15 protein-coding genes are annotated in these 19,524 nt (G+C 29.6%); all 15 read right to left on the reverse strand.

Annotation, left to right across the window (positions count from 1 at the left end):
* Nucleotides 1-33: 33 nt before the first annotated feature.
* Nucleotides 34-438 carry a tetratricopeptide repeat protein gene (locus CURT_RS03220; RefSeq protein ID WP_018713345.1) on the reverse strand — a complete coding sequence of 135 codons (405 nt, stop codon included), beginning with the start codon at nt 436-438 and terminating at the stop codon, nt 34-36.
* A gap of 111 nt (nt 439-549) precedes the next feature.
* Nucleotides 550-1,170, reverse strand: coding sequence for a tetratricopeptide repeat protein (locus CURT_RS03225; RefSeq protein ID WP_115651862.1), 621 nt, complete (start codon nt 1,168-1,170; stop codon nt 550-552).
* 36 nt (nt 1,171-1,206) lie between these two features.
* On the reverse strand, nt 1,207-1,575 hold the full coding sequence (locus CURT_RS03230) for a DMT family protein (protein ID WP_018713347.1): 369 nt from the start codon (nt 1,573-1,575) through the stop codon (nt 1,207-1,209).
* Between the two features lie 3 nt (nt 1,576-1,578).
* Nucleotides 1,579-2,415, reverse strand: coding sequence for a hypothetical protein (locus CURT_RS03235; protein ID WP_018713348.1), 837 nt, complete (start codon nt 2,413-2,415; stop codon nt 1,579-1,581).
* Nucleotides 2,408-2,791 (reverse strand): hypothetical protein, encoded by a 384-nt coding sequence (locus CURT_RS03240; RefSeq protein WP_217907058.1) that lies wholly within the window; start codon nt 2,789-2,791, stop codon nt 2,408-2,410. Before CURT_RS03240 ends, CURT_RS03235 begins: the two co-directional genes overlap by 8 nt.
* Before the next feature lie 144 nt (nt 2,792-2,935).
* Nucleotides 2,936-5,551 carry a valine--tRNA ligase gene (locus CURT_RS03245; RefSeq protein ID WP_018713350.1) on the reverse strand — a complete coding sequence of 872 codons (2,616 nt, stop codon included), beginning with the start codon at nt 5,549-5,551 and terminating at the stop codon, nt 2,936-2,938.
* A gap of 61 nt (nt 5,552-5,612) precedes the next feature.
* Nucleotides 5,613-10,727, reverse strand: a complete 5,115-nt coding sequence (locus tag CURT_RS03250) for an alpha-2-macroglobulin family protein (protein ID WP_018713351.1) — start codon at nt 10,725-10,727, stop codon at nt 5,613-5,615.
* The gene (gene pbpC, locus CURT_RS03255; protein WP_018713352.1) at nt 10,728-12,878 is read right to left on the reverse strand and encodes a penicillin-binding protein 1C; all 2,151 of its coding nucleotides are present in this window, start codon (nt 12,876-12,878) and stop codon (nt 10,728-10,730) included. It lies immediately after the preceding gene.
* Between the two features lie 48 nt (nt 12,879-12,926).
* Nucleotides 12,927-14,096: a pyridoxal phosphate-dependent aminotransferase gene (locus CURT_RS03260; protein ID WP_018713353.1), complete on the reverse strand. Its 1,170-nt coding sequence runs from the start codon at nt 14,094-14,096 to the stop codon at nt 12,927-12,929.
* A 38-nt stretch (nt 14,097-14,134) separates the two neighbouring features.
* Nucleotides 14,135-14,830, reverse strand: coding sequence for a serine O-acetyltransferase (gene cysE, locus CURT_RS03265; protein WP_018713354.1), 696 nt, complete (start codon nt 14,828-14,830; stop codon nt 14,135-14,137).
* Between the two features lie 10 nt (nt 14,831-14,840).
* Nucleotides 14,841-16,685: a biosynthetic arginine decarboxylase gene (gene speA, locus CURT_RS03270; protein WP_018713355.1), complete on the reverse strand. Its 1,845-nt coding sequence runs from the start codon at nt 16,683-16,685 to the stop codon at nt 14,841-14,843.
* Entirely contained in the window at nt 16,675-17,904 is a 1,230-nt protein-coding gene (hisS, locus tag CURT_RS03275; RefSeq protein WP_018713356.1) for a histidine--tRNA ligase, read from the reverse strand. The genes speA and hisS overlap by 11 nt, the downstream gene beginning before the upstream one ends.
* Complete coding sequence (tmk, locus tag CURT_RS03280; protein ID WP_018713357.1) at nt 17,901-18,476, reverse strand: dTMP kinase; 576 nt, start codon at nt 18,474-18,476, stop codon at nt 17,901-17,903. The genes hisS and tmk overlap by 4 nt, the downstream gene beginning before the upstream one ends.
* Complete coding sequence (gene coaD, locus CURT_RS03285) at nt 18,460-18,948, reverse strand: pantetheine-phosphate adenylyltransferase (protein WP_018713358.1); 489 nt, start codon at nt 18,946-18,948, stop codon at nt 18,460-18,462. Before coaD ends, tmk begins: the two co-directional genes overlap by 17 nt.
* Nucleotides 18,945-19,496, reverse strand: coding sequence for a UbiX family flavin prenyltransferase (locus CURT_RS03290; RefSeq protein ID WP_018713359.1), 552 nt, complete (start codon nt 19,494-19,496; stop codon nt 18,945-18,947). Before CURT_RS03290 ends, coaD begins: the two co-directional genes overlap by 4 nt.
* Nucleotides 19,497-19,524 lie beyond the last annotated feature (28 nt).

The raw sequence follows: 19,524 nt of genomic DNA on the forward strand, positions 1-19,524 counted from the left end.
ACAAAGCCTATTAAAATAACCTATAAAATATAGTTAGTAGCCATTTTTGTCGAGCTTTGCAAATGCATCGCAGCCAAGTTTATCTCCCAAGTCGCAAGCCTTGCCATAATACTCCTTTGCTGTGCTATAACTCTGTTTTGTGCCTTGACCATTGACATACAAACCTCCAAGATTGAAACAACCTCTATACTTTCCATTGTTACAAGCTAACTTATAATATTTAAAAGCTTCATTGTAATTTTGCTCCACACCTTGACCGTTATTATATAAAAGTCCAAGATTAAAACAACTTCTATACTCTCCATTATCACAAGCAGTTTTAGAGTATTTAAAAGCTTTTTGATAGTCTCCTGCTTCATAAGCTGTATCAGCAATTTCAAGTTCATAGCCAAGCAATACGGCGCAGACAAAAGATAGCAAAACTATAACTTTTTTCATCTTATACCTTTTCTTAAATTTGGTTATTTTAGCATTTTTATTTTTTAAATATAAAATATACTGCCAAAATTAAAAAATTAAAACCTATAAAACTATCTATATAAAAGATAGCTAGTAGCCTTTTTGATTTAGATCTGCAAATACATCACAACCTTCTTGAGCACCTAAGTCACAAGCCTTGCCATAATACTCTTTTGCCATGCTATAGCTCTGTCTTACACCTTTACCATTTTCGTATAAAAATCCAAGATTGCCGCAACCTAAATTCACTCCATTATCACAAGCTAACTTAAAGTGTTTAAAAGCTTCTTTGTGGTTTTGCTCCACTCCTTGACCATTTTTATATAAAACTCCAAGATTGTAACAACCAATATACTCTCCATTATCACAAGCTAACTTAAAGTGTTTAAAAGCTTCTTTGTGGTTTTGCTCCACTCCTTGACCATTTTTATATAAAACTCCAAGATTGTAACAACTCATATACTCTCCATTATCACAAGCTAATTTATTATATTTAAAAGCTTCTTTGTAGTTTTGCTCTACACCTTGACCACTCTGATATAAAAATCCAAGACCGCCACAACCTAAATACACCCCATTATCACAAGCAATTTTAAAGTGTTTAAAAGCTTTTTGATAATCTCCAGCTTTATGGGCTTTAAATGCAGTTTCAAGTTCATTACCAAGTAAAACAGCACAAACAAAAGATAGTAAAACTATAACTTTTTTCATCTTATACCTTTTCTTAAATTTGGTTATTTTAGCATTTTATTTTTTAAATATAAAATAGACCGCTAATATAAGAAAAATAAAACCTATTATGTGATTTAACCTTAAAGTTTCATTTTTGAAAACTAGCAGTGTAAATGTCGTAAATACAACTAGCGTGATAACTTCTTGCAATACTTTTAACTGCCATATATTAAACGCACCGCCATTTTCCACAAAGCCATATCTGTTTGCAGGAATTTGAAAGCAGTATTCAAAAAATGCAACTCCCCAACTAAGCAAAATTATCCAAATAAGACTAAGTGAGCTAAAAGTTGGTAATTTGCTAAGTTTTAAATGCCCATACCACGCAATTGTCATAAATATATTTGATAAAATTAGCAAAATTATCGTATAGTATGGTTTCATTTTCTATATTAATTTATATGAATTAACAAGCCTTTTTTGATTTTGGGCGACTTGTGCTGTATAAAATTTTTCAAAAATAATATCATGTAAAAATTTAATATCTTCATTATTTGCGATATTAAATTTACCATCTTTAAAATTTTTATTTTCAGGTTCATATCTTCTAGCATATATTTCATATTCAATAAAGTAACTTTGAAACATATTTAAATTATCACAAATTTGTGCAATTTTTCGCAAACTTGTTTTATTTATTTTTTTTAAATCAAATTCTTTTGCAAGATTGATATTTATATTATTTTGCAAATTTTTAAAATCTTTCTCTCCGGCTTCTCTATAGTATTTGCTAAAAGTTTTAAAAATTTTTTCTAAATTATTAAAATCTTTAAAATATACTTTTTCTCCATCAAACATAACATCGGTTTTGTCATTTAAAATTATAATTTTTTTATTTTTTTCAAGTTTGGCCAAATCTTTTTCTGTAAATAAAGAAAAGAAAGGTTTATCAATATAGTTCGATGGCAAAATGCGTTGGAAATATATTTTGTCTTCGTAAATTAAGTAAATAAATTTTATTTTTAGTATAGATTTTTTATCTATATTGTTTGCAATAGTTGTATTTTTAAAATTGCTTATCTCATCTATTTCTTTAGATGTAAGTTCAATAAAAAATATTTCGTCATTTTCTAATTGATAACTTCCACCACTCTTTAAAAAATTAATCATTTTAGTTTTTTTGATATTTTCAAAATTTTGAAAATTCCAAGATTCTTGTAAATCATCTTCTAATATTTTATATAAATTTTTATTTGCTTGTCCAAAGAGCGTAATTTTATTCATTTATATCCTTTTGTAAAAATGTAAAGTTGTTTAATCTAATCAAATTTGATATTTTATCTATATTTTTTATATCATTTTTAGAAATTATAAAAATTTTATAATTTGCTTTATTTACATTTTTTACTTCAACTTCATAAAAAGACCATTTTTGCGATATAAAAAGATTAAAATATGTAAATTTGCATCTAAAAATAAGTAAAAAAATTATACAATATATTGACCAAAAAATTATCCAGTTGTTTGCCTCTATGCTTAAAGAAACCACAAAGTATGCTATATAAACAGGTACAAATTGTGGTTCGGCTATTTCAATTAAATTACAGTTACCACTCTCTTCAAAATTTTTTTCTGTTTTTATTTTTAAATAAATATACAAATTTGAACAAATATAAGCCACAATAAAAATAAAAAATGGAAGAATATAGTAACCGCTTTTGAATAAAAATATAATTAGAATAGGCGAAATAGCCATAGAAACATATATAATCTCCAAAAGTTTTAAACATATATTTTTCATATTTTATGATTTTAGGCTTCTTATCTCATTTTCAACTTTGCTGAGTTGATTTTGAGCGTTTTCTAGTCCTTCGCGGTTAGTTTGCACAACTTCAGCTGGGGCATTAGCGATAAATTTTTCATTTTTAAGCATTCCCTCAAGCTTTAAAATCTCTTTTTCAAGCTTTGTTTTTTGTGCGTTAAGGCGTTTTAAAATCTCACTTAAATCAACTCCACTTAAAGGTACAAAAACGCTTAAATTTTGACTTACATCAGCTACTGCGTCAGTTACTTTTTCATTTACAAATTTAACATCTTCGCATTTTGCAAGAAGTTTTATAAATTTGAGTTCATTTTCTAAATTTATACTTTCATTTAGTTTGATATAAGCAAGTGGAATTTTTGAATTTCCTAAATCAATCGTAGCTTTTGCACGACGGATTGCTATAATACTTTCTATAATAAGGCTAAATTTTGCTTCGATGTCATCATTTTGCTTAGTAGATTTTGGATATGGCATTATCATAATTGAGTCTGAGTTTTGCAAACTTGTCCCACTTAACTCATGCCACAAATACTCACTCAAAAAAGGCATAAAAGGATTTAAAAGTTTCATAGCCTCTTTAAAAATCGCACCAAGTTCTTTAACTGCACTTTTTTGGGCCTTGCTTAACTCAATTCCCCAATCGCAAAATTCATCCCATAGGAATTTATAAATTTCATTTGCAGCATCGTTAAATCGGTATTCATCAAGGTTTTTTCTAGTTTCACTCACGCAGTTTTGAAAACGTGAAAACATATAAATTCCAAGCTCTGTTTTAAGCTCTAACTCACTTAAATTTGGAAATTTGCTCTCATTTAAAAGTAGGAATTTATGAGCGTTGTAGAGTTTGTTTGTGAAATTTCTAACTTGAACTAGCTTTTCTTCACTTAGCCTAATATCGCGCCCTTGAATGCATAAAAGTGCCAAAGTAAAGCGCAAAATATCGGCACTATACTCATCAATTTTAACGAGTGGATCAATGACATTGCCACTACTTTTGCTCATTTTTTCGCCTGTTGCAGTTTTAACAAGAGCGTGGAGATAGATATCCTTAAATGGCAGTTTTTTTAGTGCATTTTCACTTTGAAACATCATCCTTGCAACCCAAAAAAACAAAATATCAAAGCCAGTTATTAGCATAGTATTTGGGTAAAACTCTTTTAAGTCATTTTCAAACCATTTTTCATTTTTATAGTTTTCATCATTGCCCCAACCAAGTGTTGAAAATGGCCAAAGTCCGCTACTAAACCAAGTATCAAGGACATCTGGATCTTGATAGAAATTTTTACTTTTACATTTTGGACAACACGCTGGATTTTCATCTTCATCTGCCCACTCATGACCGCATTCATTGCAGTAAAATACAGGAATTTGATGTCCCCACCAAAGCTGTCTTGAGATACACCAATCCTTTAACTCTCTCATCCATGCGTTAAAACTATTTATCCAATGAGCTGGGAAAAACTGAGCTTCGCCATTATTTACAGCTTTTATGGCATCAGTTGCAATCTCTTTTTTTACAAACCACTGCTTTGAGATATATGGTTCAACGATATTTTTGCAGCGATAACAGTATCCAACTTGATTGGTATAGTCTTCTGTTTTTTCAACATTGCCGATTTCTTGAAGTTTTGCTACAACTTTTTGTCTTGCGTCTAGTCTTTCAAGTCCTTTAAACTCGCCGCACTCATCGTTTAATATACCTTTTTCATCAAAAATTGTAATAAACTCTAAGCCGTGGCGGTTGCCAACTTCATAGTCGTTTTGATCATGAGCTGGAGTTACCTTTACCACGCCAGTTCCAAAGCTCATATCAACATGCTCATCGGCAATTATTGGAATTTCGCGACCAATTAGTGGTAAAACTACTTTTTTGCCAATTAGGCTAGTATATCTTTCATCGTTTGGATTTACCATAACAGCGCTATCACCAAAGTAAGTTTCAGGACGAGTTGTGGCAACTACAACAAACTCATCACTATCTTTTAAAAAATATCTTAAATAATAGAGCTTTCCAACATGCTCTTTGTGTTCAACTTCCACATCACTTAGTGCTCCATCGTGTGTGCACCAATTTACCATATAATTTCCACGAATTATAAGACCTGAGTTATAAAGACTTACAAATGCCTTTCTAACGGCACTTTTAAGCCCATCGTCCATTGTAAAACGAAGTCTTGACCAAGCAGGGGTAATGCCTAGTTTTCTCATCTGTTTTAGGATGGTGCCGCCACTTTCTTCTTTCCATTTCCAAATTTCATCAACGAATTTTTCACGCCCAAGACTCTCTTTTGTGATACTTTTTGCTAAAAGCTTTTTTTCAACAACATTTTGAGTTGCTATTCCTGCGTGATCCATACCTGGTTGATAGAGTGTTTTAAAGCCGTCCATTCTTTTGTAACGCGACATTATATCTTGCAAGGTAAAAGTTAAAGAATGCCCTATGTGAAGCACTCCAGTAACATTTGGTGGTGGCATCATAATACAGAATTTTTTTCCATTTTGGATATTTTTATTACCATCAACTTCAAAATAGCCTCTGTTTTCACAAATTTGATAATATTTTTCTTCGATATCTTTTGGGTTGTAAAAATCCACTTCAAACTTCCTTTTCTTATAAAAATAGCTTAATATTAGCTAAATTTGGCTTAAAATTCATTTATTTAACCTTGATTTCATAAGCTTCAAGGCTATAATCATTTATCTTTTCATCATACATTGACTCAACATTTACTTGTGGCAACTTGCAAGTTCCACTTAAAACTACTTTAAAAGGAGTATAAAATGTTATGTTTTCACCGCTATAAACAGGTGGCAAAAAGTCTGTTATAGAGCCATCTTTTATCTCTTTGTGAACCATTGAGATATCATCTTTAAGTTTTTTATCTCTTATGTTTTGAATGATTCTCTCATTTACTATCTCAAGGCAAGATGGGACTTTTTGATAGACTAAGATGTCATTAAAGTTTTGATTGAACTTAAGTGTAATTTTGGCAAATATCAAATCATTTATTTTTAAATTTGCTAAATCAACTAAGTTTCCATTACTATCTACAAATTCCCTCTTTATGTTTAAACTCTTCATCTCTAAGCTGTTTTTAATAGGTTTTTTTCTGTAGTCATAACTAATTAGCGAATAATAAGCTTTATTGCTTGACTCAATAGTTAAATTTTTATCTTTTAGGTCTATGTTTAAATTTGCATTTTGGCTAAACATATAGAGATCATCACTATTTTTTACTATTATTTTTAAGCTCTTATCTTTATCTTGTTTTTTTTCAAACTCATTTATTGCTAAAAGAACAAAAGCCCTATCTTGTGTTGATTTAATGTTGTTTTTCAATAAAACTATCTCATTTAAAAGTTTTTGGCTTAGCTCATCATCTTTAAAATATTTTAAATTTAGATATAGTGAAAAGCTTAAATCTCTAATTTTTGAGGCGAAATTTAGCTCTTTATTTTGCATTTTATCTATCTTAAAAGCCTTTATCTGCTCCTTTATGCTCTCTAATTCTTTATTTATTCCTTGCTCTTTATTTAGTCCTTGGTTTTGCAAAATGGCAGCTGTTAAGAAAAGTTTAAGCAAGTCATCTTTGTAAAATTTATTGTCTAAAAGTAGATTTATCTTTTCATCTAAATTGTTTTTTGAATCTTGGCTTAAAATATACAAGGCGTAAATGCTACTTAAATTTGAGTTTATGCCTTTTTGTTTTAAGGATTTTAGGGCTTTATTAAGTGAGATTTGTGGCACTTCAAAGCCATTTTCTTTTAGAAGTAAAAGCGCGTGAGTTGCATAGATACTAGAAAACTCATCTACATTTGAGTTAGCCCTCCAATATCCAAAGTCGCCATTTTCATTTTGTAAACTTAAAAGATCTCTTATGCCCAAATTTATAAAATTTTCTCTATCTGTTTTGCCTGCTTTGTTTGCTGGGTTTAAAAACATAAGTGCTAGAAGTTGTGAGCTTTTTTGCTCGCTGCAACCATACGGATAGTTTATGAGTTTGTCCATCTCATCTATAAAAAGTGTTTGCAAATTTGATGAAATTTGAACTTTTACTTTATCTAATTTATCAAACATAAACTCTTTTTTGCCTTCAACTATGCCGCTTTTTACATCAGTATTTAGCGAATTTGGCTCTAAAATTTCAAAATTTAGATTGGTTGTTTTATCATCTATTGTGATATTTATATCTCCTTTTCCTAGGCTTAAAGCCTTTGTTTTTACAATAAGATCTTTAAAGCTATTTTGCGAAATACTTAAATTTTTATCATAAGAAAGCTCTAAATTGGGGCTTTGTGATAGAGTAATTTTTGGCTTTAACTCTTTATTTGTGTTGTTAAAAATTTTAAAAATTAAATTTACTTCATCGCCATTTAAAAGATAGACAATGAGCGGGACTTTGACTAAAATATCATCTTTTATCACTACAAAAGTGCTTTCTTCACCAATTTGATTTTGGCCTATAGCAATGGCATCAAGGCGGATCTTTGTGTTTAGATTTGCTGGGATAAATTTGCTAAATTTAGCTGTGCCATTTTCATCAGTAACTGCTGTTTGCATAAAGATAAAAGTATCGATTTTTTTATTTTCCAATGGATCTAGATATTTTTTCATAGCAGCACTTTTTAGCATCTCGCCACTTCCAAATTTAAGCACTTTTCCATCGTTTTTAAAGTTTGTAAGCTTGTCATAAATGTCAAAATCACTTCCTAAAACTGCTAATTTTGTCTTAAAAAACTCATAGCTTTTTGGACTTTTTTGACCAAGTAGATTTAAAATTCCCTCCTCAACTCCAAATAGGGCGATTTTGGTATTTGGCTTGGCGTGGATAGTAACTTCTAAGTTTTGATTGGATTTTACTAAATTTGGAGCCAAAATTTCTGGCTTTAGGTTAAATTTGGAGCTGTTGTTTTCTATGTAAATTTGATCCCATGCTTTAAATGGCAAGAAAGTTGAAGGAGTATCACTAAGTCTTAAAAGTTTGGCCTTTATATATCCACCTTTGAAATTTAGCGGCACTTTAAAGCTTAAATTTGTCGCTTTTCCAGATAATTTTAATATCTTATAATCGATTAATTTATCGCTTTCAAAGCTTACTAACATTAAAGGATCTTTTAGGGCTGAGCTAATAGTTAGGGATATATTTTCATCATCATTATAGATGAGTTTATCGGTTTTTATTGAGGCTTTGCTAAGTCTTTTTGTAGGTACTAGCTCGTCACTTCCAAAGCCACTTACTTCAAAACTTACCACGCTTTTATGAGAGCTGTTTAGATCCAAAACTTCAAGTTTATAGTTTCCAAAACCAGGATTTTTAACAGTTAAAAAGTTATTTTTTATATCGAAATCTTTAAGTTTATTGTCTTTTTTAAACCATGATAAAAAGCCCTTTTCATCGAGTGTGTAAATCCACTCTTCTTTGTATAGGCTGGCTTTTAAAGAGCTTTTTGTCTCATTTAAAGTCGCAGGGTCGATAGTTATAAAACTAGCTTTTAGATCTTGGTTTTGATCTAAAATATTTTTCTCTAAATTTATGCCAACAATGCTTTTAAATGGATAAAACTTACTTTGTGAGTATCCAGCTACATTTTTGCCACTATCATTTAGTAAAAAACTTGCTTTGATGTTTATAACTGAGTTTAGTGGGGCGTTAAATGTTGGTAAGATGAGAATTTTAGAGCTTGCATTTTCATCTAAGAGTATAGTTTTTTCATCAAAATATAAATCTTTTTCATTTAAAGAGCTATCATCAAAAGTATAATCTTTAAATTTATCATTTTTAAAGGTGCTATTCATAAAAGAAACGCTTAAATCACCGCTTAAATTTGAGGCATTTTGTCCAAAGAGATAATTTGCACTCAAATTTAAAAGTGGTTTTTCATCTTTTGTATAAAATTCTTTGCTAAATTTCACATTTGCTTTTAAATTTTGCGGTATAAAAGACTCGATAAAAAAATCTTTTCTTGCTAAGATTTTGTTTTCAAAGATAACTTCAAGCCTTTGTTTTCCACTTGTTTTAAAGCCATTTTCTATTTTAAAATCTAAGCTTCCAAACTCATCTAACATAAAAGATTTTTCATAGATTTTAGAATTTTGTGCGTCATAAACTCTAACTTTTATCGGCAAATTTTTAAGAGATTTAAAGTTTTCTTTTAGGATGATGATGCCTGAAATTTCGCTATTTGGTCTTACAATATCACTTGTCAGATAAACATAAGCTTTTGGTTTTTGAGTAGACTTTGGATTTTGAAACAAAACATCTGCGCCCTTTGAAGTGCTTTCTACTGGTTTTTGAGTAGACTTTGGATTTTGAAACTCATCTAATATAAGAAAATTTCTCTCACTGTTTAAATTTACCAAAATAGACTTTGGCTTTTTATCGATTATATTTTTTTGGCTAAACTTAAAGACACCTTTTTCATCGGTTATTCCTTTGGCAATAATCTTATTTTTATTTGAAAAAACGGTGATTTGGGCGTTTTTTACCACTTCATTGTTTGAAAGTCTATTTACAAAAACAAAAATTTCATCTTTAAAAACCTTTGTGTGAAGTGCTAAATCGCTATAGTAGATAAATTTATTTATACTTTTTAATCTCTCATCTTTGTCTTTGTAAAAAATCTCAAGATTATAAATCCCATCTTTATCAAAATCAAACTCTAAAAGAGTTTTTATCTCTTTGTTTGGTTCAAAATCAAGATGGAAATTTTGACTTTTTTCATCGCTAAAGGTATTTGTGTCATCATCGAAATTTAAAAAATATCTTAGATTTTCATCTTCAACTTTTGATAAAACAGTCTTTATCTCTTTTAAATTTATACTTTTTAGGGCGATTTTTTCCTTGCTTGAGATATAGGGTTTATCATCTAAAAACCAAATTTCAGGGGCAAAATCAGCTGTTTTTAGTCTAAATTTCAGATCTTTTTTTAAAACTTTATAATTTTTCTCACCAAAACCTTTTTTAAGAGTTATCTCATACTCGCTATTGTCCTTTAAATCGCTACTTACGATATCAAAATAACTTTTGGAGTTTTCATATCCACTATCTATAACTTTGAAATTTTGCGTATCATCACAACTTACTAAAACATTGTTTAGCCATAAATAATCATCCATATAGAGCCTAAAACCAAGCATTTTATCTGGATATGAGAGCGGCTTGATAAGAGTAGTATCAAGTTCTAAAGTTTTAGAGCTTTTAAGTTCATCATCACTTTGGCCAAAACTATTTAAAATAGCGTCATTTTCTAAGGAGCTATTTTTTGGATTTTTTACATTTTTAGAGATTTTTAAGGTATAAGAATCGCTACTTAAAACTTCGATTATTGCCTCAGATGAGCTTAAAATATGCAGTTTAAAAGGAACTATTTTTTCATCTAGAGTTATAACTTTTATATTTTCTTTTAAATTTATAACTTCATCATTAAAAGAGATAAAATATCTATTTTTATCCATTTTTTGAAACTTTTCTATTTGAAATTTATCGCTTTTAAAACTAATTTTTTCGTCATTGTATGAACAGTTAAAAGTAGTTGATGTAGGTAGTGTTGTTTTTGAGTAAAAGGTTATAAGCTCATTACTTTCTTGATGAAAAATACCATCAATTTTAGGCTCACAAGTTATAAAATCATCCCTAAAAACTTTACCAATTTTGGAGTTATCAAACGTTTTACTATAAAACTCAACTCTATCTTTATAAACTTTTATCTCATCTATGGCATTAGCAAAAACGACATTTAAAACCAGTAAAAAAACAGTTACAAATCTCATCTAAAATCCTTTTATCTCTATATTTGAAGTGGATAAATTTGAGTTTTCATCTAGGCAATAAATGGTATGTTTGCCACTTTTAAGCTCAATAAAATTATCACTTGCACTATCAACTTTTTTATAATCTTCATCATCAACTTTTATAAAAACACTTTTACCTAAAAAGCTCATACATTTTACACTAATTTTGCTTATATCTCCCATAATCACGGCATTGTTATAAGGAGTGGCGATGAGTGGAGGTTTGTTTGTAAAAAGCTCTTTGCAAGGACTATTTAAGATCTCTTTTTCATCTATTATTTTGTTAATTAAGAGGTGATTTAACTGCTCATTTGTAAGGAGTTGGCAGATATCTTTAAGAGCAACATTTTCTACCAAAAAGTCATCTTTATAGTTTTTGCACTCTTGAAATTTAAACTCATCAACACATCTTTTTTCTTTTATTATCCCGCTTGGCTCTTTTAAAAACTCCAGTTTTTCTCTTTTGTTTAGAAAGCTGTAAATTTCAAATAAAAGTTTAGCCGAACTTTGTGCGGCACTTATATTTTTGGTTGGCAAGCCACTAAAGTTTCCAAGCCAAATTCCAATGGTATAGTTTTTATCATAGCCAACTACTAAAAGATCAACGCCGTTTGCGCTAGTGCCAGTTTTAAAGGCTATTTTTGGCATATCCAAGGTATTTTGCCAAACTGAGTTTAAATAGCTCCTTGGCGAGTTGCTTAAAATCTCACTTACTAAATAAGCGCTTTGTTTTGAAAAAAGCTTTTCATTTTTATCTATGACAAAACCAGCAAATTTAAGTGGTTTTAGCTCACCGCCATTTGCAAAAGAGGTATAGAGATGAGTAAGATCTAAAAGACTTAAAGATAGCCCTCCAAGTGCGATTGATGAGCCATAAAAGTTTTTGTTATTTTTAACTAAATTTGCCTTTAAAAGTAGTTCATAAAGCGAGTTGCTTTCTAATTTGTCATTTAGATAGACAGATATTGTGTTGATAGAAAAATTAAGTGCCAAATCAGCAGAAACAACGCCTAAGTAATCTTCATAGAAATTTGTAGGCCTGTACTCATTTATATAAATTTCACTATCAATTAAACGCTGTTTTGGGGTGATTAATCCGCTATCAAAAGAGAGAGCATAGATAAATGGTTTAAGTGTTGAGCCGACATTTCTTTTGGCTAAAACGCCGTCATTAAAGCCGTTTTGAGCTTTTAGATCATGACTACCTACATAGGCAACTACTTCCATCAAAGTGTTGTCAATAACAACAACAGAAGCGTTGTTTATATTGTGATTTTGTAAATTTAAAATTAGATTTTTAGCACTTTGTTCTATATAATTTTGCAAACTAAGATCTAAATTTGAATTTTTTAAGTTGTTTTTAAAAGCTAAATTGCAGTAGTGAAAGGCGCTATTTTTTGCGTTAAATCTTTTGGGCGAAAAACTCTCTTTTAAAGCTCTTTCATAAGTGTTTTCATCTATAATTTTATCTTTTAAAAGATTTTTTAAAACTCTATTTTTAAGGGTTGTTAAGTTTTTATTTTTATCTAGGCGATTTTGGTTTGGATTTTTAGGAACTGTTGTTAAAAGTGCCATTTGAGATAGACTTAGCTCATCTAAGTTTTTATTAAAATAAAAATAACTTGCTGCTTTTATGCCTGTGATGTTTCCACCGTATGGAGCTAGATTAAAATAAAGTGTTAGAATTTCATCTTTTGTGTAGTTTAGCTCAATCTGCATGGCTCTAAAAATTTCTATAAATTTATTTTTATAACTTCTTTTTTTTGGCTCTATCATCCTTGCAATTTGCATTGTTATGGTTGAAGCGCCGATTTTGTTTGGGCTTGTTAGGTTGTGAGAAAATGCTCTTATGATAGAAAATGGATTTACACCAAAATGATAGTAGAAGTATCTATCTTCAAAGCTTATGATACTTTTTTTTAAAATAGGTGGAATTTCATCTGTTTTATAAAACCAAAGACCATCATCATTTACCCTTTGTGAGACTATTTTGCCATTTTTATCATATAAAATGTAAGACTCTTTTAAAAAGAGCTCTGTTTTATCAAGTGGAAATGCCAAATTTAAGATAAAAAATAAAAAAGATAAAAAAAATACGATGAGAAGTAGGGCAACGATAAATTTTTTCATAAAGTTATAAAAATTTATAATGTTTTATAAGCCCAAAATGGGCTTATATCAGTAGTTTTCAACTAATTTTTTTATTCTATCAAGTGCTGTTTTTATCTCATCCAAACTAGTTGCAAAAGAGAGTCTAAAATATCCATCCATTCCAAAACCAACACCTGGAACAACTGCAACTTTTGCTTTTTCAAGGATATCTTTGCAAAGTTTCATTGAATCTTGCTCAACTTCTTTACAATTTACAAAAAGATAAAAAGCTCCATCTGGGTTTAATGTTTTTAAACCTTTTATATTTTCATTTATAAACTTAACTGCATAATCTCTTCTTTTTTGATACTCTTTTCTCATAAACTCAATATCTTTATCACTTTGTCCCAAAAGTGATGGAATAGCTCCTGCTTGAACTATTGAGCTTATGTTTGAAACACTTTGACTTTGAAGTGCTTTACAAGCTTTTATTAGTTGTGTATTTGGTGTTGCCATATATCCAAATCTCCAGCCTGGCATTGCTCCACATTTGCTAAGTCCATTTACTGTAATTGTTCTTTGAAACATATCATCATTAATGCTTGCTACTGCATGAAATTCATGTTTGTAATTTACTTTTTCATAAATTTCATCACTAGCTACCATTATATCTGTGTCTTTAAGCACATCGGCTAATGAGTTTAGCTCATCTTTTGAATAAATTGTTCCAGTTGGATTGCTTGGAGAGTTTAAGATTAAAAGTTTTGTTTTTGGTGTTATGGCATCTTTTAGTTGCTTAGCCGAAATTTTAAAATTTGTTTTTTCACAAGTTTTTAAAAATACTGGAGTCCCACCAGCATATTTTACCATTTGTGGATAGCTTACCCAATACGGAGATGGGATTATAACTTCATCACCATCATCGATTAGGCATTGAATAATATTAAAAAGCGAATGTTTTGCTCCAACATTTGTAAGAATTTCAGAAGTTTTATAGTCTAGGTTGTTATCTTTTTTTAATTTTGTTTGAATTGCTTTTAAGACTTCTGGAGTTCCTGGGATTGCTGTGTATTTGGAACAGCCTTTTTCCATAGCTTTTATAACTGCATCTTTTATAACTTTTGGTGTGTCAAAGTCTGGCTCCCCTGCACTTAGACTTATGACATCTTCCCCATTTGCTTTCATCTCTTTGGCTAATGAGCTGATTGCAATTGTTATGGACTCTTCTAAAACGCTTACTCTTTTGGAAAGTTTCATTTTCGTTCCTTTTTATGAAATTTGGTTAATTATATCTTTTATTTTAAAGAATTCAAATACGCCTTATAAAACTCTTCAAGTTTTTTATCTTTTTTAAGCTCATTTATGTCATCTTTACACAATGCATCTTCTAAAATGCAAATTCTTTCTATTAAATATAAAAATAACTCTTTATTTATATCAGGAATTTGGTTGTGAGAAAGTGGTTTTTCTTTTTTTGAGCCTATTATTTTAGCAGGAATTCCTACTGCTGTTGAGTTAGCAGGAACATCTTTTACCACAACTGAGTTTGCACCGATTTTTGAGTTTTCGCCAATTGTAATGTTTCCAAGTATCTTTGCTCCAGCTCCTACAACTACTCCATTTTCAAGTGTTGGGTGGCGTTTTTCTTTTTCTAAACTAACTCCACCTAAAGTAACTCCTTGATACAGTAAAATTTCATTTCCAATTATTGCAGTTTCTCCTATAACAGTTCCTGTTGCATGATCTATAAAAACTCTTCTTCCTATCGTTGCACCAGGGTGGATATCAACTCCGGTTAAAAATTTTGAAATTCCAGATATTGCTCTAGCTATCCTTTTAAAATTTTTTTTATATAAAAAATGAGCAAAGCGGTGATTTACAATAGCCCAAACTCCAGGGTAGTTAAAAAAAAGATCCACAAAGCTATTATAAGCTGGATCTTGCCTTTTAGGCTCATTAAAATCTTCTTTAATAATCTTAAAAAATTCCATTACCAACCTCTTATTCAAAAGATTTTAAATATCCGTTATCGTTTAAAAATAGATAAAGCTCTCCTAAGATATGCTTTTTTTGTTTTTCATCTACTAAATTTGAACTTTCTATTCTTTGATTTAAAATTTCTTGAATTTCACTTACATCATAATCCATATCTTCTAATATATCAAGAACTGATTGGGATTCTAAAATATCTTTTACTTTAAAACTGCCATCTTCTTTTAATAAAACAGTAGCTTCTGTTGGATGGACAAAAAGATTATGATCCATACCAAGAACTTCTTGATATGCCCCAACCATAAAAAATCCTAAAAAATAATCCTCTTTTTCAACATCTACATCGTGTAAAAATAAAGGATTATTAACTGAATTAAAGCTTATTTCTCCATCGCTATCACAAGTTATATCCCAAATTGAAGCCGATCTTGTTGCACGCTCATCAAGTTTAGTAAGTGGCATAATAGGAAAATGCTGTTTCAAGCCCCAAAAATCAGGCAAAGACTGAAATAGTGAGAAATTTACTAAATATCTTTCTTGAACTTCGTCTTGAATTTTTAATAAATTTGAATAATTTAATTTATTTCCTAAAATTTCCACTGATTTTTTTATAATTAAATGAACTAAAATTTCTCCATTTGATCTATCTATTAAATCAACATATCCTAGATCAAATAGTGTTAAAATGCTTTCCATGTGGGCAATTGCATCGTTTAAATATTCAAGTGCGTTTGAGCTTTTTATGTTTTCATACAAGTAGGCAAGTTCTGTTATTAGAGGCGGATTTTCACCCTTTAAAGATAATTTTTCTTCTGTATATTCTTGTGAAAAAAGTTCCAATACAGATGCTACTAAAACAGCATGAGAAGCAGCTACATAACGACCAGATTCTATAAAAATATCAGGTTGAGCAACATTTTTAGATTCAGCAATTGTTTTAAACAAGAACACGACATCATTTGCATACTCTCTTAAAGTGTAGTTTTTTTCTGCTGTTTCTTTGGTTTGTGAATATTCAACTGATAAACCGCCACCTATATTTATAGCTCTTAGATTTTTGGCTCCCATTTTTCTAAGTTCTGCATAGATGTTTCCAGCTTCTGTTAGGGCTTTTTTAAGTGGGTTAATCTCATTTATTTGCGATCCTATATGAAAATGAATCATTGTAAATTTTTCTATAAGTCCGGCATTTTTTAATAAATTTATAGCCTCAATAAGCTCTGTTGCAGTTAGACCAAATTTTGAGTTTATGCCACCACTTTTTTCCCATATTCCGCTACCTGAACTATGAAGTCTTATCCTAAGACCAATATTTGGCTTTGGTGTAAAACGCTCTTTTGCTGTTTCTATAATAGCCTCAAGCTCACTTAACCCCTCAATTGTTAAGGTTATATCATGACCCATTTCAGCTGCGATAAAGCCAATATTTATAAGTTCTTTATCTTTAAAACCATTTACTGTAATTGGAGCTTTAAAATTATTATAAGCCATAGCTAGTAAAAGCTCAGCCTTACTTCCTGCTTCAAGCCCATAATTAAAAGGCTTTCCAATCTCAACTAAGTGCTTTACAAAGCCAGGATATTGATTTACTTTAAGTGGAAAAACAGCATTAAAAGTTCCATTGTAATCATTATCTTTTCTAGCTCTTTCAAAGTTTGAATAAATATCAACAATTTGCTTTTTGATAAGGTGTGGAAAACGAAGTAAAATAGGGCCTTTTATACCATCATTTCTAATTTCTTTTACAATATCTATTAGTGATGGCTTAAAATCAGTATTTAAACAAACCTCTCCATCTTCAACAATAAAATTTGAATTTCCCCAAATATTTAATCCATAAAGATTACTGTTCATTTAATTTTCCTTCTAAATTTGAAAGTTTTATTTTTTGATCATCACCATTTTCTAGGTTTTTATACCAAATTTCGTTATCTTTAAATTCATTGTCGCCAATGCAAAGAAATATTAATTTATTTAAGTTATCAGCTGATTTTAGATGTTTTGCAGGATTTTTAGCTTCATAACTTACTTCGACTTTATATTTTTTTCTTAAATTTAGTCCCAAAGAGTAAATTTCATTTATAAATTTATCATTTAGTGCACAAAGATAAATTCCATCTCTTTTTTCTTCTTTATTTCTTATAGATAAAATTTCCATTACCCTTTCAATTCCAAGAGCAAATCCAACACCAAAAGTAGGTTTTCCACCTAAATACTCAACTAAATTATCATATCTTCCACCACCTAAAACTGCACTTTGTGAGCCAAGTTCATCGCTTACAAATTCAAAAGCTGTTTTAGTGTAATAATCAAGCCCTCGAACTAGCTTTGGATCAACTTCAAATTCAATGTTGTTTTTAGTTAGTATTTCTTTAAGTTTGTCAAAATCACTTTTACACTCGTCGTTTAAATTTTCTGTTATTAAAGGTGCGTTTTGAAGAGCTTTTTGGCAAGCCTCATTTTTGCAGTCTAAAACTCTTATTGGGTTTGTTTTAATTCTTCTTTGGCAATCATCACAAAGAGTTTGTGAGTTTAAAAACTTAACTAGTTTTTCTTTATAAATAGGCATACAGTTTTTATCACCTAAGGAGTTTATTTTTAAAGTTGTTTTTATGCCAAGATTTTTTAAAATTAAAGAACCAATTATTATAACACTTGCATCTTCATAAACTGAATTCTCCCCAAAACACTCTATTCCAAATTGATGAAATTCTCTAAAACGACCTTTTTGTGGTCTTTCGTACCTAAACATAGAGCCATGATAAAAGTATTTTCTAACTCCACCAGCTTTATCGTATTTATGTTCTATAAAGGCTCTTACAACGCCTGCAGTTCCTTCTGGTCTAAGACAAATACTATTATCGCTTTTGTCTTTAAACTCATACATCTCTTTATTTACTATATCACTGCTTTCACCAACGCTTCTTATAAAAAGTGAAGTTTCTTCAAGTTTTGGAATTTCTACAAAGTTATACCCAAAATTTTCTGCTGTTTCTTCACAAATTTTAATAATATGTCTATATAAATTACCATTATCTATGATATCTTTCATCCCTCTAAGTGCTTTTATCATTTTATAAACTCCTTGATTTTTGCGTGAATATTTAAAATTTCATCACTTGCATTTATTTTTAAAACTTCAAATTTGAGATAATTTAAAATCATCTCCATATTTTCTTGAACTGTTAAAAGATATTTTATACCTCTTTTTTCTATATTGTCTAATTTTTTATTGAAAAGTCTGTTTTTAAGTGTATTTTCATCAGCTTTTAAAAAGATAAATTTATCGCCAAAATGACCATTTAATGCAAATTTATTAATACTTATTAGTTCATCTATATTTAAATTTTTATCATTTGTCAAAGCATAGCTAATACCAGATATAAAACTTCTATCGCTTAATATTAAATTATTTAAATTTGGTTTTATAACTTTTTCATAATGTTCATTTCTATCGGCTAAAAACAAAAATAACTCAGCTTTTTTTGAAATTTCATCACCGTTTAATAATAAATTTCTTATCTTTTTTCCAAATTCGGTTCCACCAGGCTCTTTTGTTATAATAGCATCTTTATAAATTTCTTTTAAAAGATTAATTTGTGTCGTTTTGCCGACGCAATCAATTCCTTCAAATATCACTAGCATTTTCATCCTTTAAAATATCTAAAATTTCTTTTGGAACTAAATGTGAAATATCACCTTTATGATGAAAAATAGATCTTACAACAGAACTGCTTATAAAAGCGTTTTGTAGTGTTGGCATAAGATACACAGTTTCAAATTCATTCCATAAAGATGAGTTTGCATATCCCATTTGAAGTTCATATTCAAAGTCACTAACAGCTCTTAAGCCCCTTATAACTGTAGAAATTTTTTGTTCTTTTGCAAAATCTACTAATAAATTTTCAAAACTTACTACTTCAACATTTCCTAAATTTATAGTTGCAGCTTTTACCATTTTAAGTCTTTTTTCTATATTAAAACTAGGCTTTTTTGCATCATTTAAAGCAACTGCAACAACAACTTTATCAAAAAATCTTAAAGCCCTTTTTATAACATCAATATGTCCGTTTGTAATGGGATCAAAGGTTCCAGGATATATGCAAGCTCTTCTCAAATTTCCCACCTTTTATAAATTTCGTTTTTTATATCTAATAAATCAAGCCACTTCCCAAGTATAAAATTTTCTATTTCTAAAATATTTTTAAATCCAGCATAACTTCCTAAAACTGGTGGAGATATACTGACTCCTTGACTAGAGAGCTCATACATCTGTTTTAGAGATATTGTAGAAAACGGCATTTCTCTGACACATAAAATTAATTTTTTTCTCTCTTTTAGCGCAACTGCTGCGGCTCTTGTTATTAAAGTATCACAAATTCCTGAGTGAATTTTTGCCAAAGTATTTATAGAGCAGGGTGCAATTATGGTTTTATCTATTTTAAATGAGCCAGATGCTGGACCCTCAAATATATTGTCATCATCAAAAAATTTAACATCTTTATAGTTACTTTCATTAAAAATTTGATTATTTTCTTTTTCTAAAACTATTTTTGCATTTTTACTTAAAACTACAAAAAGTTCATTTTCTTTTTTTATATGTGGTATGAGTTTTAAACCTAAATTTATAAGGCTTGCACCTGATATACAAAGTAAAATTCTCATAGATTCTTGCCTGTAAAATTTGTTAGGT

It is taken from the genome of Campylobacter ureolyticus (assembly GCF_013372225.1).
Classification (GTDB): domain Bacteria; phylum Campylobacterota; class Campylobacteria; order Campylobacterales; family Campylobacteraceae; genus Campylobacter_B; species Campylobacter_B ureolyticus.